Source organism: Nonomuraea sp. NPDC049607 (assembly GCF_040675375.1).
In the GTDB taxonomy this organism is placed as follows: domain Bacteria; phylum Actinomycetota; class Actinomycetes; order Streptosporangiales; family Streptosporangiaceae; genus Nonomuraea.
In genome coordinates this window covers 686467-701515 of record NZ_JBFAOV010000001.1, presented here as the reverse complement: position 1 = coordinate 701515, position 15049 = coordinate 686467, and the positions used below count along the sequence as shown (strand labels likewise).

The following is a 15049-nucleotide window of genomic DNA, read 5'->3' as shown; positions in this document are numbered from 1 at the left end:
CTCACGGGCTCGTCTGCTGCTCCGGTCACCCGGATATCTTTCCGCCCGCACAAGATCTCCGGCAGGCGAACCCTCAGGCGCCCCGGAACCGGCACATCGAGCCGTCCGGCGTGCGGCGCACCGCGTTCATGAGCATCGAGGGGTCGCCGTCACCACCGCCGTCGGATCACGAAGGCGAGCCGCCGCGGGCAGGGGCCGAGACCAGGTCAGGCCGCCGCACGCAGCGACAACATCATCGCCTCCACGGCCATCTGCGGGTTGACGTTGGCGCCCAGCCGTTCCCGGCACCGCATGATCGCGTCGATCCGCCGCAGCGTCTCCTCCGGCGTGGACGACTTGGCGAGCTGGTCGAGGTCGAACCGGATGTCGTCGTTGGCCAGCTCCACCCCCGCCCCGAACTGCATGGCCAGCACGTCACGGTAGAACGACACCAGCTCCAGCAGCGCGGCGTCGAGAGAGTCCCGCTTGATGCGGGTGGCCCGGGACTTCTGCCGGTCCTCCAGCTCCTTGAGGGCTCCGGCCCCGCCGCGCACCAGCCCCCGGTTGAGCCCCTTGCCCGTGGACCCCTCGCCGTAGAGCTTGCGCAGCTCGGACGTCTCGTTCTCGTTGAGCGCCGCCGTGGCCGCCGCGGCTTCTTCCTCAGCCGTCTTGACCAGGCGTTCGGCGGCGGAGATGCACTCGCCCACGCCGGTCAGCGAGCGCGGGATGCCCAGCACGGCCTCCCGCCGGCGACGGGAGCCCTCGTCGAGGGCCAGCGACCGCGCCCTGCTGATGTGCCCCTGCGCGGCCCGGGCGGCGAACGCGGCGGTCTCCCACGGCACGCTGTCACGCGTGGCCAGCACGTGCGCGACGGCCTCGGTGGACGGCGTGGCCAGCGTGACCTGGCGGCAGCGCGACCTGATGGTGATCATGAGGTCGTCGGGGGCCGGCGCGCACAGCAGCCAGACCGTGCGCGCCGGCGGCTCCTCGATGGCCTTGAGCAGGGCGTTGGCCGCCGACTCGGTGGCGCGGTCGGCGTCCTCGAACAGGATGACCCGCCAGCGGCCCTGGGTGGGGGCGCCCGCGGCCCGCAGGATGAGCTCGCGGGTCTGCTTGACGCTGTAGGACAGCCCCTCCGGACGGACGGACTCCAGGTCGGGGTGGGAGCCGATCAGCACCTGGTGGCACTGGTCGCAGTGGCCGCAACCGCCGTCGGGGCACAGCAGCGCGGCGGCGAAGGCGCGCGCGGCCTCCTCCCGGCCCGACCCCGGCGGGCCGGTGAACAGCCAGGCGTGCGTCATGCCGGCGCCGCGACCGCCCCTGACGGCCTCGCCGGCCGCCGCAGCGGCCCGCGACAACACCGAGATCGCCTGGTTCTGCCCGACGAGGTCATCGAAAACCGTCACGGGGTAAGGCTAGTCGCGGATGGCGGGCATCGTGCCCGTGGCGTCTTCGGACTCCCGGGGAACCGGGTCGGGCAGGATCTCGCGAATGCGGTCCTGGATCTGGCGGGTCAGCACCTCGGGCGCCATCGTGCCGTCGACCACGAGGTAGCGGTCTGGATCGGCGGCGGCCAGCGCGCGGAACTCCCTGCGCACCCGCTGGTGGAACTCCAGCGGCTCCGACTCGATCCGGTCGGCCGCCCCGCCCAGCCGGGTCAGCCCCACCTCGGGCGGCGTGTCGATGAGCACGGTCAGATGCGGTACGAGCCCGCCCGTCGCCCACGCGTTGATCTTGGAGACGTCTTCGGGATCGAGCGCCCGGCCGGCGCCCTGGTAGGCCAGCGACGAGTCGACGTAGCGGTCGCTGATCACCAGCGAGCCCCGGTAGAGCGCCGGGCGGATCACCTTCTCGACGTGCTCGGCCCGGTCGGCCGCGTAGAGCAGGGCCTCCGAACGGGCCGACAGGCCACGCTCGGCCGCGTCGAGCAGGATGGCCCGCAGCCGCATGCCGATCTTGGTCGAGCCGGGCTCCCGCGTCTGGACCACGTCGTAGCCCTGGTCGCGCAGCCAGATGGCGATCAGCCGCGACTGCGTCGTCTTGCCCGAGCCCTCGCCGCCCTCGAACGCCATGAACAGCCCCGGCACGTGCTCGGCCGGCTCGGCGGGGTAACGCTCGCCGCGCACCGCCGCGATCAGGTCGGCCGAGAGCGAGACGCCCTTCCTGTCGTCCATGTGGCGCAGCGCCAGGATGCCGACGGCCACCGCGAGCACGCCGCCGATGACCAGCACCAGGTTGGTGCCGTCGAACCGGTAGGCGATCGTGCCCAGGCCGAACTCGTGGGCGCCGAACAGCGCCGCCAGCGGGTTGGCCACCGCCACCACGAGCAGCAGCGTCACCCGCGCGGTGGACTGCAGGAACGAGAACGTGCGCCCGCGCAGCGTGTCGTCGACCTCCAGCCCGATCAGGGTGTAGCCGATGATCCACGCGATGCCCGCGCACGCCCCGAGCAGCACCGTCAGCATGACCACGATGGGCAGGTTGTGGATCAGCGCGATGGCCACGAGCACCAGCCCGGCCACGGTGATGGCCAGGCCGAACAGCCGCCGCCGCGACAGCCCGTGCAGCAGCCTGAGGCCGACGAACATGCCCAGCGCCATGCCGACGAAGACCGCGCCGAACACGACGCCGTAGGCCGCGTCGCCGCCGCCGAGGGCCACCACGTAGATCTTGGCCACGCCGACCACGGCCCCACCCGCGGCGAACGCGCCCAGCATGCCGATGATCAGCCCGCGCACGAGCCGGTTGCCGCCCACGAACCGCCAGCCCTCGACGATCTGCTTGAGCACCGAGGGCGTCGAGATCGCGCCGTCGCGCCTGGGGATGCCACGCAGCGTGAAGATCAGGAAGGCCGACACCAGGTAGGCCAGGGCATTGACGATAAGTGCCGGGGCGGTCGGGTCCATGCCGCCGAGCAGCGGCAGGACGCTGCGGCCCATGTCGCCGACCAGGGACAGCGCGGCGAACAGCAGGGCCGCGATCGGCGCGCTGCCGTAGGTGACCAGCAGGTTGAGCCGGTTGGCGGATTCGAGCTGGTCCTTGGGCACCAGGTTGGGCACCGTGGCGTCCTTGGCGGGGACCCAGAACAGGTTGACGCACTCGACCAGGACGGTCGCGACGATCACCCACTGGTACGTGCCGATGACGGGGATCGACAGCACGACCGCGAACCTGGCCAGGTCCGCCGTGAACATGGTCAGCCGCCGGTCGAACCGGTCGGCGAACACCCCGGCCAGCGGCCCGAGCAGCACCGCGGGCAACATCTTGGCGATGAACACGCCGCCCACGGCCAACGACTGCATGCGGTAGTCGCCCTGGTTGAGGTTTCCGGCGAGGGCGGTCAGGGCCAGGATGTTGAGCCAGTCGCCGAGACTGCACACCGACATGGCCGTCCAGAGCCGGCGGAACGGCGCATGGGCCAGCACATTCGCGGCGCGCCTAGGGGCAGTCATGATTTCAGCGTATCCAGGTGTCGGCCGGACATGGGAAGACAAGAAGACAACGCGCAATTACCCGCTTGTCCGTGGCTGAGGGTATTACGGAGTCGGGTCTGCGCGCAGGTCGCGCACTCGGAACAGCCCACCGAAATCATCATCAATTCATTACTCCGGCCTCTTGTCTGATCTCCTCCACCAGAGGGGACCAGGCGGCACGGACGGCCGACGGCAGGGCCAGCTCGCCCCAGAGCTCGACGAGCAGTGCGCCGTCGACGTGGTCGAGCAGATCGGCGGGACCGCCCTCGCTCAGCAGCACCGAGTAGGCCGCCCGGCGTTGGCCGCGATCGGCCAGGTCGTAGACCCGGTCGCCGAACCGCAGGACCCCCAGCGCCGCGGCCACCGGCAGCCGCCGCAACCGGCTCGGGACGTGGAAGCTACGACCGGCCGCCGTCTCCACGGCGAACTCGACCTTGGGCTCAAGCGCCAGCCGGAACCCGGCCGCGTCGAGGATGCGCCCGGCCGTCTCCAGCGTCGGCGACTTCCTGCCGTGCTCGTAGGCGGACAGTGTGGTGCGCGAGGTCCCACTCCTGCTGGCCAGCGCCTTCTGGTTCATGCTCGCCGCGTGGCGGGCCTGCCGGAACAGCAGCCCGCCGCGCCTGGCCCAGAACGCGACGTCGGGCGCGAGCGCGGCCGCCTGGCGCAAGGCACCTTCGGCGGGAGAGGAAACCATGATCACCTCCTGTGAGTATCCGGTCGGATACTACGCCAGGATGACACCACGTGGCCACCGCGTCGCGCAAAGTCAGGAGCGCAGCTCCAGCATAGTGATCTCCGGCGGCGCTCCGACCCGTACGGGCGGCCCCCAGAACCCGGCACCCCTGGTGACGTACACCTGCACGCCGTCGATCGTGGCCAGGCCGGACACGACGGGCTGTTGCAGGCCGACCACCAGGTTGAACGGCATGATCTGCCCGCCGTGCGTGTGCCCCGAGAGCTGCAGGTCGACGCCGAACCCGGCGGCCTGCTCCACCTGTACGGGCTGGTGCGCGAGCAGCACCGTGGACCGCCCCGGCTCACGTCCGCCGAGCGCCTTGCCGAAGTCGGGGCCGTCGCCCATGGCCTCGCCGTTGAGGTCGTTCACCCCGGCCAGGTCCAGTACGGCGCCCTGGTGCGTGATCTCCACGCGCTCGTTGCGCAACGAACGGACGCCGAGCTGGTCGAGCTCCTCGACCCATTCCTGGGGGCCGTTCTGGGTGTAGTACTCGTGGTTGCCGGTCACGAAGTATGCCCCGTAGCGGGACTCAAGGCTCTTCAGCGGTCTGGCCAGGGCGCCCAGTTGGGCGACGGACCCGTCCACCAGGTCGCCGACGATGGCCACCACGTCGGGACGCAGGCCGTTGATCATCCTGACGATGCGCTCGGTGTGGCCGATGCCCGTGAGCGGGCCCAGGTGGATGTCGCTCACCACGGCGAAGCGCAGGCCGTTCAGCCTCGGGTCGAGCTTGGGCAGTGTGACCCGCACCGGCTCCAGGACGGGGTCGCCCAGGGCGCGGCTCACGCCGTAACCGACCGTGCCCAGCGCGCCGACCCCGGCCACCACTGCGGTGGTGCGTCCCAGGAACAGCCGCCTGCTCATGGGCGGCTCGGCCGCGGGCGGCACGGAGACGGCCGCCACCGCGGGAACCGGGCTCGCCATGACCGGGACCGGCTCCTCCGCCGCCACCGTCCTGCGCTCGCGCCTGCGGATGAGCACCGAGGCGACGGCCCGCGGCACCTCCAGCACGAGCAGGAACACCACGAGGTAGAACATCAACGCCACCCACAGGTAGCCCGGCCAGGCCAGCCAGTTGCCCAGCTCCATCCGCGTTCCCACGAACGTGGCCACCACGAGCAGGACCAGCCCGACCAGGCCCCAGGTCAGCACCTTGCGGGCGCGCCCGGGGCGGGTCGCGGAGCGCACCATGCGATGCCACAGATACAGGTGCGCCACCAGGACCAGAGCGACGAAGACCAGCACGATCACACGTCGATGCTACTGACGACTTGTCCGCCGGCTTCTCCGCGGTGCCACTGACGATTCACCGACTCCTTCGCGGTGCCGCCTACGACCCGGCCGCCGACTCCTTCGCGGTGCCGCCTACGATCCGGCCGCCGGCTCCTTCGCTGTGCCACTCACGATTTGGCCGCCGGCTTCTTCGCGGTCGTCTTCTTCGCCGGCGCCTTCCGCGTGGTCTTCTTCGGCGCGGGCGCCCGCTCGCGGCGCTCGGCCAGCAGCTCGGCGGCCCGCTCGATGGTGATGTCCTCGACCGTGTCGCCCTTGCGCAGCGAGGCGTTCGTCTCGCCGTCGGTCACGTAGGGGCCGAAACGCCCCTCCTTGACCACCACGGGCTTCTTCGACGCCGGATCGTCGCCCAGCTCCCGCAGCGGCGCCGCCGCCGCGGCCCGCCGCCCGCGCTGCTTGGGCTGCGCGAACAGCTCCTTGGCCTGCTCGATCGTGACCGTCAGCAGGTCCTCTTCGGAGGAGAGCGAGCGGGAGTCGGTGCCCTTCTTGATGTACGGCCCGAACTTCCCGTTGTGCGCCACGACCTCCTCGCCGTCGAGCTCGCCCACGACCCGCGGGATCGCCAGCAGCTTGAGCGCGTCGTCGAGGGTGATCGTGTCCAGCGACATCGTCTTGAACAGGGAGCTGGTGCGCGGCTTGGGGGCGTCTGCCTTCTTCGTCCGCTTCTTCGGCGCCTCATCCTCGGCCGGCTCGGGCAGGATCTCCGTCACGTACGGCCCGTAACGGCCGTCCTTGGCCACGATCGTGTGCCCGCTCACCGGGTCGCGCCCCAGCTCACGGTCGCCGGTGGGCCGCGAGAACAGCTCCTCGGCCTTCTCCGCCGTCAGCTCGTCGGGCGTGGTGTCCTCCGGGACGTTGACCCGCGCGCCGTCCCTGTCCAGGTACGGCCCGTAACGCCCGACCCGCAGGACGATGTCCGTGCCCCTGATCGGGAACGAGCTGATCTCCTTGGCGTCGATGTCGCCGAGGTCGGTGACCATCTCCTTCAGGCCCTCGTCGCCGTCGCCCGCGCCGTAGTAGAACCGCTGCAGCTCGGGCACCCGCTCGGCGCGGTCGTTGGCGATGTCGTCGAGCACCTTCTCCATCTCGGCCGTGAAGTCGTAGTCGACCAGGTTGCCGAAATGCTGCTCAAGCAGGTTGACCACGGCGAAGGCCAGGAACGACGGCACCAGCGCGGTGCCCTTCTTGAACACGTAGCCGCGGTCGAGGATCGTGCCGATGATCGACGCATACGTCGAGGGCCGCCCGATCTCCCGGTCTTCCATCTCCTTGACCAGCGACGCCTCGGTGTAGCGGGCGGGCGGCTTGGTCGAGTGGCCGGCCACGTCGAGCCGCGACACGGTCAGCGCGTCGCCCTCGGCCAGGTTGGGCAGCCGCTTCTCGGAGTCGTCGCGGTCGGTCGAGGGGTCGTCGGCCCCCTCCACGTACGCCTTGAGGAAGCCGTAGAAGGTGATCGTCCGGCCGGAGGCGCTGAACTCGACGTTCTCGCCGGCAGCCGAACGGCCGCTGACCTTGACGCTGATCGACTCGCCGACCGCGTCCTTCATCTGCGAGGAGACCGTGCGCTGCCAGATCAGCTCGTAGAGGCGGAACATGTCGCCGGACAGCCCGGTCTCGCCCGGCGTGCGGAACTCCTCGCCGGAGGGCCGGATCGCCTCGTGCGCCTCCTGCGCGCTCTTGACCTTGCTGCTGTAGACGCGCGGCTTGTCGGGCACGTACGCGGCGCCGTAGAGCTTGATGGCCTGCGAGCGGGCGGCCGCGATGGCGGTCTCCGACAGCGTGATGCTGTCGGTACGCATGTAGGTGATGAACCCCTGCTCGTACAGCCGCTGGGCGACCTGCATCGTGTACTTGGCGGAGAAGCCCAGCTTCCGGCTGGCCTCCTGCTGCAACGTGGTCGTCCGGAACGGCGCGTACGGCTTGCGCGTGTACGGCTTGCGCTCGACGGACTTGACCGAGAACGACGTGCCCTGGAGCCTGCCGGCCAGCTCACCGGCGGCGGCCTCGGACAGGTGGAGCACGTCGGCCGTCTTGAGCTGCCCGGTGCTGGCGAAGTCGCGCCCCTGGGCCACCCTCTTGCCGTCGACCGAGCTCAGCGTCGCGGTGAAGTCACGCGGCCGCTCCTCGGGCTTGCCGGAGTCGAACAGCGCCTGCAGGTCCCAGTAGTGGGCCGAGGTGAACGCCATGCGCTCCCGCTCGCGCTCCACCACCAGCCGCGTCGCCACCGACTGCACCCGGCCGGCCGACAGCCGCGGCTTGACCTTCTTCCACAGGACCGGGCTGACCTCGTAGCCGTAGAGGCGGTCGAGGATGCGGCGGGTCTCCTGGGCGTCGACCAGGCGGAGGTTGAGGTCGCGCGGGTTCGCGACGGCGTCGCGGATCGCCTGCGGCGTGATCTCGTGGAACACCATGCGGTGGACGGGCACGGTCGGCTTGAGTACCTCGCGCAGGTGCCAGGCGATCGCCTCGCCCTCACGGTCCTCGTCAGTGGCCAGGTAGAGTTCGTCGGCGCCCTTCAACAGCTGACGCAGCTTGCTGACCTGCGCCTTCTTGTCGGGGTTGACGACGTACAGCGGCTCGAACCCGTGCTCGACGTTCACGCCGAGGCGCGCCCAAGGCTCCTTCTTGAACGCCTCGGGGATGTCGTCGGCCCGCTCCGGCAGGTCACGGATGTGGCCGATGCTGGACTCCACCGTGTAGCCGGCGCCGAGGTATTTCTCGATCGTCTTCGCCTTGGCGGGCGACTCGACGATCACCAGGCGTGTTCCGCCGGAGCTGCCGTTCTTGGCTGGCACGCTGCTTCCTACCTCACTGTTCGCTTGCAATCCCCCTACCGGGAGTCGGCATAGATCTGAAAGGTAACCCGACTCGCGGAAATTTCCTTCCCCCGGGCTACCCACTAGCTTCCGGGTCCACCCACAAGCACGCAGAATAAGGCCCATCGAGCGGCATGGCGCCCTGACTCACCCTGGAGACTAATCGTTGTGCTCGACTACTCCTACATGGATATCTTCATTCCGCGCGACCTCACTCGCGAAGCCGCACGTCAACTGCTGACCGAACATGCAGAGTACGGCCAGTGGGAGCTCGCGCGGGTGCGGGTGCACCCCGACGGGAGCCGGCACGTACGGCTGCGCCGCAAGGTCATCCGTGTCCGCAGCACGCTCTGAGCCTGGACATGGCTTTGCCCGCCCCGGGCCGCGCCCCCGGAACGGGCAAAGCATCTATCGCCTACCACTCACGGCGGCGAGCGGTAGCGGTATCTGCGGTTACCTGCCTATGCCGTATATCTACTTACGGCCGAACCGGAACCGGCGAGCGGTCGCGAACAGCGTGGCCGAAGCGGCGAACATCGAGCCGAGCAGCAGCGCGAGCAGCGAGCTGGAGTTCATCCCGGTGAGACCGGCGGGCTGGGCGGCGCTCATCAGGCCCAGGTTGCCGACGGGCAGGCCACCGGTGGCGGAGGTCACAGCGCCGCCGACCGGGGTGGAGGTGAGCAGGTCGGTGGCCGGCGAGAGCGGCGACGAGGGGCGCGGCGGCGCCTTGCGCACGTTGTCGGCCCTGTCGGCGAGGTGACGCTTGCCGGGCCGGGTGGGCACCCGGTCCTGCCACGGCTTGGCCGGCACCTCCACGTTGCCGGGCGCGGCCTGCGTCGGAGCCTGCGCCTGGCCGGGGAGGCCGGGCAGCTCGGGAAGGGCGGGCAGGCCCAGCGTCTTGGAGGCGTCGTCCACGAGCGGCAGCGAGGAGAGGCCGCCACCGACCGGCAGACCCGAGCCCTGGAGCTGCTGCGTCACGTTGCCGGGAACCGGCAGGCCACCCACGTTCGGCACACCGCCGACGTTGGGCACGCCACCCACGTTCGGCACGCCGCCGACGTCGGGCAGCGCGGACCCGCCGCCGACGCTGTTGAGCGCGGGGACGGCGGGCACCGCGGGCAGCAGCCCGCTCTTGGCCGCGGCCGTGTGGCCGGTGGAGCGCAGGAACTGGTTGTAGCCGCCGCCCGGGTAGCCCGGCTTGCCGACGTGCGCGCCGCCGAGGCAGCCCGCCGCGGCGTCGCCCAGCACGGCCACCGCGTTGCCGCAGACGTTGACCGGGGCCGTGATCGGCGCGACCACCTGGTTGCCGCTCAGCACGCCCGAACGCCCTGAGGTGTGGTTGCCGCCGCCGCCCACGCCGTCGTGCGGCCAGACGGTCGCGCTGCCCTTGCAGTGGGCGTTGGAGGCGCCGAGCACCGCGGCCGCGTTGCCGCAGACGTTGAGCGGAGCCGTGATCGGCGCGATCACCTGGTTGCCCGCTCCGACGCCCGACTGCCCGGAGGTGTGGTTGCCACCGGCGCCGCGGCCGCCGTTCTTGACCGACACGACACCCCTGCACCCGGCGAACGCCTTGCCGAACGCGGCCACCGCGTTCCCGCAGACGTTGACCGGAGCGGTGATCGGCGCGATCACCTGGTTGCCGCTCAGCACGCCCGAACGCCCAGAGGTCGTGTTCCCGCCCGCTCCCGAACCGGCGCGGGTGTTCAGCACCGTCGCGCCGCCCCGGCAGTTGGCCACCGCGTTGCCGACGGCGTTGCCGCAGGCCGTGATGGGCAGGTTGACCGGCGCGATCACCTGGTTGCCGCTGCCCGCGCCGTAGCGCCCGTCGGTGTCGTTGCCCGTGGAGCCCGGCGCGGCCATGTGGTGCAGCCAGCCGCCGCCCGAGTTGGTGACACTGGCGCCGCCCTGGCAGCCCGCGAACGCCCGTCCGAACACCGCCACCGCGTTGCCGCAGATGTTGACCGGCGCGTTGACCGGCGCGACCACCTGGTTGCCGCCCAGCGCGGAGGAGCGCCCGGACGTACGGTTGCCACCCACGCCCACGCCGCTGTTGTGCACGGCGGCGCCGCCCTTGCAGCCCGCGGTCGCGTCGCCGAAGATGGCCAGCGCGTTGCCGCAGGCGTTGATCGGAGCCGTGATCGGCGCAGTGAGCTGGTTGCCGCCGATGAGGCTGGAGTCGCCCGAGGTCTGGTTGCCGCCGGCGCCGCCCTTGCCCTTGTTGTGGACGGTCGCGCCGCCCCGGCAGCCCGCGTCCGACCTGCCGAACAGGGAGATCGCGTTGCCGCAGGCGTTCAGCGGCGCGGTGATCGGCGCGTTGACCTGGTTGCCGCCGAGCACGCTGGAGTTTCCGGAGGTGCGGTTGGGGATGTCGCTCGGGCCGACGTTCTCGACCGAGGCGCCGCCCTGGGAACCGGCGGTCGACTGGCCGGCCGCGCCGACGGCGTTGCCGCTGATGTCGATGGGCAGGTTGATCGGCAGGTTGACCTGGTTGCCGCCGCCGACGGAGGAGTCTCCCGAGGTGTCGGCGAGGGCCGCGCTGCTGCCGAACGACATGACCGCGACCGCCAGAAGGGCCGCAGGGGTGGATGCTCTAGCCCACGTACGCATGCTGAATGCTCCTAGTGGTTCTTGGGGGGATACCTGAAACGGTTCGCGGGCAGCCGAGGCCGTGCGAGGACGTGCGAGGTCGCGCACAGCGGTGACCTCGGATTCGCGAACAGGTTGACTGACGTCTCACCCGCCGACGGAGGGGAAATGACCACGCTCCGCCGCCGCTCTCCGGACGGGTCGTCCGGGGCGTGCCTGGATGGCGGGATCAGTCAGGTGAGAAGGAAGGGTCGTCCGCCGCTGTGCGGACGACGGGGGGCAGCACACGCGCCATGACGGCGGGCTGGTACTGCAGCCGCGGGTCGACACCGGACCTCGCGACATCCCCCATACCGGGCCCGAACGGGCCACTGCCACCACCGTTGGGCACCAATCCGTTGGTGTCCAAGATCTTTCCGGCGGAGGATGGTGGTGGCAGACCAGGATCCTGCTGGCTGTTGAGACCGTCCACGGTGCGCCCCGCCATCGCCTCGGCGTTGTCCGACGCCGAAAGCTGAACGGGGGCCGAAAGAGGAGCCGGGGCCGCGTCGGCGGCTCCTGTGGTGGCCGCGGTGGCGTCCGCGGCCGCCGGAGCGGCGGACATCATGCCGAACACGACGGCGAGCAGCCACCCGGCCGCCACGAGGGCGCCCATCGTGACCGCTCGCACGACAACTCCGCGAGCGCCGGCCGCGAACCGCGCCATCCGGTCGGCCCGCTCGGCGGTCGTGCCCTGTTCCGGGAACGTCATATCCTGTTCCGGGAACGTCATGTCCTGTTCCGGGAACGTCATGTCCTGATCCGGGAACGTCATGGGCACGCGGCGCACAGCGAGGGACGACGCCCCCGACTGTCCGACCTTCGTGCGTGCCACCTGATCTCCCAGCTTCCGGAACCGGCCTCACATCGTGAGGCCGGTCCGTGGACTCACCCCTCAACGATCCGTAACCGTAGCAGCACCCAAAGTTGCCGCAAGGGCTTTTCAGCAGAGACCCCGAAAAAGGCCAAGGACACGCTGGCCCGCTTCACGTGAGACACCTGGAAGGGTCATCCCGGGGGTGCGGCCGGGGGCGCCGGGCAGGTGTCGCCGGCCGCTGTGCCGATACTTGGTATGACTCACCCCCCAGAGTTTGCTAACCTTACGGAGCCGACGCGAGATGACGGTCCCGCGTGCAGGCACCAAGTCCGGGTGGCGGAATAGGCAGACGCGCTAGCTTGAGGTGCTAGTGCCCAGTGATGGGCATGGGGGTTCAAGTCCCCCCTCGGACACATCAACCGCACATGTGGGGGTTCCGGTTCAACGGGCCTCCACATTTTGCTTTTCCGGGTAGTGCTTTGTGTTGGGTTCGCATGGTGACGGTCATCGGGTGCTCGGGTGGACGGTGGGGGCGGCCTCTTACGATGGGGCTCGTCCGGTCAGGCCGATTCGGCGGCCTGTCAGGGTGATCGCCTGGTGCAGGACGAAGGTCCAGCCGAAGGAGAGCAGCACCAGCGGCCAGTCGGGGGTCAGCCAGAGCAGCAACAGTGGCCAGAGGGTCACCAAGAAGTCCACCTGGTCCACGACGTGCAGCAGGGGTCCCCACCATCCATGGCCGGGGCGCCCCGGGGGCACGTCCAGTTGGCGCTTGACGAAGGAGTTGATCAGTTCGCCGGCGGTCGCCCCCAGGCTCAGTGTCGCTCCCAAGGGGAGCACGATCTCGGCGCGGTAGTGAATGAGTGCAAGGTCGCCGGCCCGGTCGCCGACGGCGGCCTGTACCGCCACCCCCAAGGTGCAGCCCAGCAGGCTGCACAGCATGCCGAGCCAGGTCTTGTTCGCGCCGAAGACGCGCCGCCCTCGGACGGTCAGCCTCGCGTCGACCGGCCGCCGCAGCCACCGCCCGAGATCGAACCGGAGCGCGACCCCGAGCACCACCATGCCGACGACGAGCGGAGCGAACAGGTAGAGCGCCTGGGCGCTGTACAGGCCCAAGCCGTCCAAGCCCGAGCTGTGCATACCCAGGCTGGGCAGGGCCAGGCTGGGCAGGGCCAGGCTGGGCAGGGCCAGGCTGGGCAGGGCCAGGCTGGGCAGGGCCCAGGTGTTCGGGGGGGCCGTTGTGGTCAAGGTTGGCTCCCGTGCGTCGTGCTCATCGCGTGCTCGGCCGCATCGGTCGTCGTCGGAGGCATCGTTCAGAACCAGTACAGCGCGCCGCCGACCTGGACGCCCGCGCCCGCGCCCAGCACCAGCCCCACGTCACCGGGCCTCGCCAGTCCCCGCTCGCGCGCCCCGCGGAAGCCGTACGGCAGTGAGGAGGTGTAGAGGTCGAGGCCGTCGGCGCAGGTGTTGACGACCCGCTCCGGCGACACGTCCAGCGCCTCTGCCAGCCGTCGCAGGAACTCGGGTGAGCGTTGCGGGGCCAGTACGGCACAGAGCTCGTCCGCCTTGACGCCGTCGCGGTCGAGGACTTCCTCGGTCACCTCGGTCAGTCCGGACAGGTAGTGGTCCTCCAGATCGCCGTCCTGGTGAATATGGAGGTACGAACGTCCGCCGTGGTGTCGTGCCTCGATCGTGCGCGCCGCCAGATGCTGAGGGTGGGCGCGGAAGAGGAATTGACCGAAACCGGTGTGTCCGTCCGACGCCGCGTCCAGGATCAGGGCCGAGGCCACCTCGCGCACTCCGAGCAAGGCGTCCGGCCGTACCTCCAGGTTGTTCTCGATCTCCGCGGCGAGCACCATCGCCGTCTCGGCCTTCCCCGCCTCGATCATCGTCGCGGCCACGTGACAGGCGTTGAGGAAGCCGAGCGATCCGTTGCACACGTCGAAGGCGAAAGTGCGCCTGGCCCGATCCGACTCCACGCTGTCGTTGATCTCCAGCGCGCCGGCGACGAGCGCCGCCAGTGCCGGCTCGGAAAGGTACTGCTCACGGTAGACCCCGGCGTACAGCAGCAGCTCGATCCGGCTGCGGTGGTATCCGGACTCCCGCAGGCACTCATCGGCGGCGAGCCGGGCCAGTTCGAGCGCGCGCCGGTCCGCGGACCCGCCGTCCGGGGACATGCCGACGCTCTCGATCCGCACCCGCCGGCGGGGCCGTCGCGTCGCGCTCGGGGCCGGTGCCGGGGCGCCGGACGGGCGCGGCGGCGCACCGGGGTCGCGCAGCCGGTCGGGCAGGTCGTCCAGGGTGTAGACGGCTGTGCCGACCGTCAGTCCGGAACCGGTGACGCTGAACAACACGTTGTCCCCGGTACGCACCCGCCCGCTGGACGCCTTGTCATGCAGTGCGATGAAATGACTGGTGGTCGCAGTGTTGCCACGTTCGGCCAGGTTGTAGACGACGTTGCCGGGGTGACACACCGTCCGCCGGTAGCGCCGGTTGATCTCCGTCACTGCGTCGCTCAGTGTCTTCTCCGAAGTCTGGTGCATGATCAGGTGCTGGCAGGCGTCCGGGCGCGCACCCAGCCCGGCCAGCACGTCCATGGCGTGCAAGATCGCTTCGTTCACGGTCACCGCGTGCAGCCGGAGCGAGTCGGTGTGCATGATCGCACCGCCGTGCTCCCGGTCCGTCGCATGCGCCAGGCAGTACTCGCCATAGCGGCCCAGCGTGTAGAGGTCCAGCGCGTGGAAGCCGCTGTTCCCGTCGGTGGAGCGCCCCAGCAGCAGTGCGGCCCCGGCGTCGCCGAGGGTCAGGCAGGCCATCCGGGGATCCATGAAACCGTCGATCTCCAGCTGGGCGGTCCGGGTGAGGTGGGTGATGTGCTCGCCGCTGACCACGAGGCCGCTGTCGATCACGCCGGCCTTGAGGAACGCGTCCACGACGGCGATCGCGGTGAACATCCCGGCGCAGCCGTTGGTCACGTCGAACGAGAGCGCCTGACGCAGGCCGAAGCGTTCGCGCAGTTTGGCCGACGTGCTCGGCTCGTAGGAGAACGTCATCGGCCCGTCCAGCCGGGAGATGTTGCAGCAGATCAGCAGGCCGATCTCGGCGGGATCCCGCGCGGAGCGGGCGAGGCAACGAGAGGTCGCCTCGATGGCCAGATCGATGGAGTACTGCCCGTCTTCGACGGCTCGCCGTGATCGGATGCCGGTGAACCGCTCCAGCGGGAACCGGAGCGGGGTCCGGCAACCGTCGAGGACCTCCTGGGTCGACAGCACCCGCGACGGCAGGTACACCCCCAGACTCTCGATCACGGTCCGCT

10 protein-coding genes and 1 tRNA gene are annotated in these 15049 nt (G+C 70.4%); 2 read left to right on the top strand and 9 right to left on the bottom strand.

Features of this window, described 5'->3' with window-relative positions; genetic code table 11:
* Positions 1-206: 206 nt before the first annotated feature.
* From AB0J97_RS03495 to topA, 5 genes are all read right to left on the bottom strand, one after another.
* A complete protein-coding gene (locus tag AB0J97_RS03495; protein ID WP_364083928.1) occupies positions 207-1385 on the bottom strand; it encodes a DNA polymerase III subunit delta' in 1179 nt (392 codons plus the stop codon).
* A gap of 9 nt (positions 1386-1394) precedes the next feature.
* Entirely contained in the window at positions 1395-3431 is a 2037-nt protein-coding gene (gene tmk / locus AB0J97_RS03490) for a dTMP kinase (RefSeq protein ID WP_364083925.1), read from the bottom strand.
* A 142-nt stretch (positions 3432-3573) separates the two neighbouring features.
* Entirely contained in the window at positions 3574-4146 is a 573-nt protein-coding gene (locus AB0J97_RS03485; protein WP_364083922.1) for a helix-turn-helix transcriptional regulator, read from the bottom strand.
* A gap of 72 nt (positions 4147-4218) precedes the next feature.
* Positions 4219-5439 carry a metallophosphoesterase gene (locus AB0J97_RS03480; RefSeq protein ID WP_364083919.1) on the bottom strand — a complete coding sequence of 407 codons (1221 nt, stop codon included), beginning with the start codon at positions 5437-5439 and terminating at the stop codon, positions 4219-4221.
* 149 nt (positions 5440-5588) lie between these two features.
* Positions 5589-8273 carry a type I DNA topoisomerase gene (gene topA / locus AB0J97_RS03475; protein WP_364083916.1) on the bottom strand — a complete coding sequence of 895 codons (2685 nt, stop codon included), beginning with the start codon at positions 8271-8273 and terminating at the stop codon, positions 5589-5591.
* A gap of 189 nt (positions 8274-8462) precedes the next feature.
* Here topA and AB0J97_RS03470 point away from each other — a divergent pair, with 189 nt between their 5' ends.
* On the top strand, positions 8463-8648 hold the full coding sequence (locus AB0J97_RS03470; RefSeq protein WP_125641854.1) for a DUF5703 family protein: 186 nt from the start codon (positions 8463-8465) through the stop codon (positions 8646-8648).
* 120 nt (positions 8649-8768) lie between these two features.
* On the opposite strand, the gene AB0J97_RS03465 is transcribed toward AB0J97_RS03470, so the two are convergent.
* A complete protein-coding gene (locus AB0J97_RS03465) occupies positions 8769-10901 on the bottom strand; it encodes a chaplin family protein (protein ID WP_364083913.1) in 2133 nt (710 codons plus the stop codon).
* Positions 10902-11109: 208 nt separating this feature from the next.
* Positions 11110-11754, bottom strand: a complete 645-nt coding sequence (locus tag AB0J97_RS03460; protein ID WP_364083910.1) for a hypothetical protein — start codon at positions 11752-11754, stop codon at positions 11110-11112.
* A gap of 309 nt (positions 11755-12063) precedes the next feature.
* On the opposite strand from AB0J97_RS03460, the gene AB0J97_RS03455 reads away from it, so the two are divergent.
* A tRNA-Leu gene (locus tag AB0J97_RS03455) sits at positions 12064-12149 on the top strand.
* Positions 12150-12276: 127 nt separating this feature from the next.
* On the opposite strand, the gene AB0J97_RS03450 is transcribed toward AB0J97_RS03455, so the two are convergent.
* Both AB0J97_RS03450 and AB0J97_RS03445 read right to left on the bottom strand, forming a co-directional pair.
* Entirely contained in the window at positions 12277-12981 is a 705-nt protein-coding gene (locus AB0J97_RS03450; RefSeq protein WP_364083907.1) for a CDP-archaeol synthase, read from the bottom strand.
* A 65-nt stretch (positions 12982-13046) separates the two neighbouring features.
* Positions 13047-15041 (bottom strand): 3-oxoacyl-[acyl-carrier-protein] synthase III C-terminal domain-containing protein, encoded by a 1995-nt coding sequence (locus AB0J97_RS03445; RefSeq protein WP_364083904.1) that lies wholly within the window; start codon positions 15039-15041, stop codon positions 13047-13049.
* Between the last annotated feature and the right edge of the window lie 8 nt (positions 15042-15049).

Bases quoted from the DNA above. Each gene is read 5' to 3' on its own strand.
- tmk (WP_364083925.1), bottom strand. From the start codon at position 3,431: ATGACTGCCCCTAGGCGCGCCGCGAATGTGCTGGCCCATGCGCCGTTC.
- AB0J97_RS03485 (WP_364083922.1), bottom strand. From the start codon at position 4,146: ATGGTTTCCTCTCCCGCCGAAGGTGCCTTGCGCCAGGCGGCCGCGCTC.
- AB0J97_RS03465 (WP_364083913.1), bottom strand. From the start codon at position 10,901: ATGCGTACGTGGGCTAGAGCATCCACCCCTGCGGCCCTTCTGGCGGTC.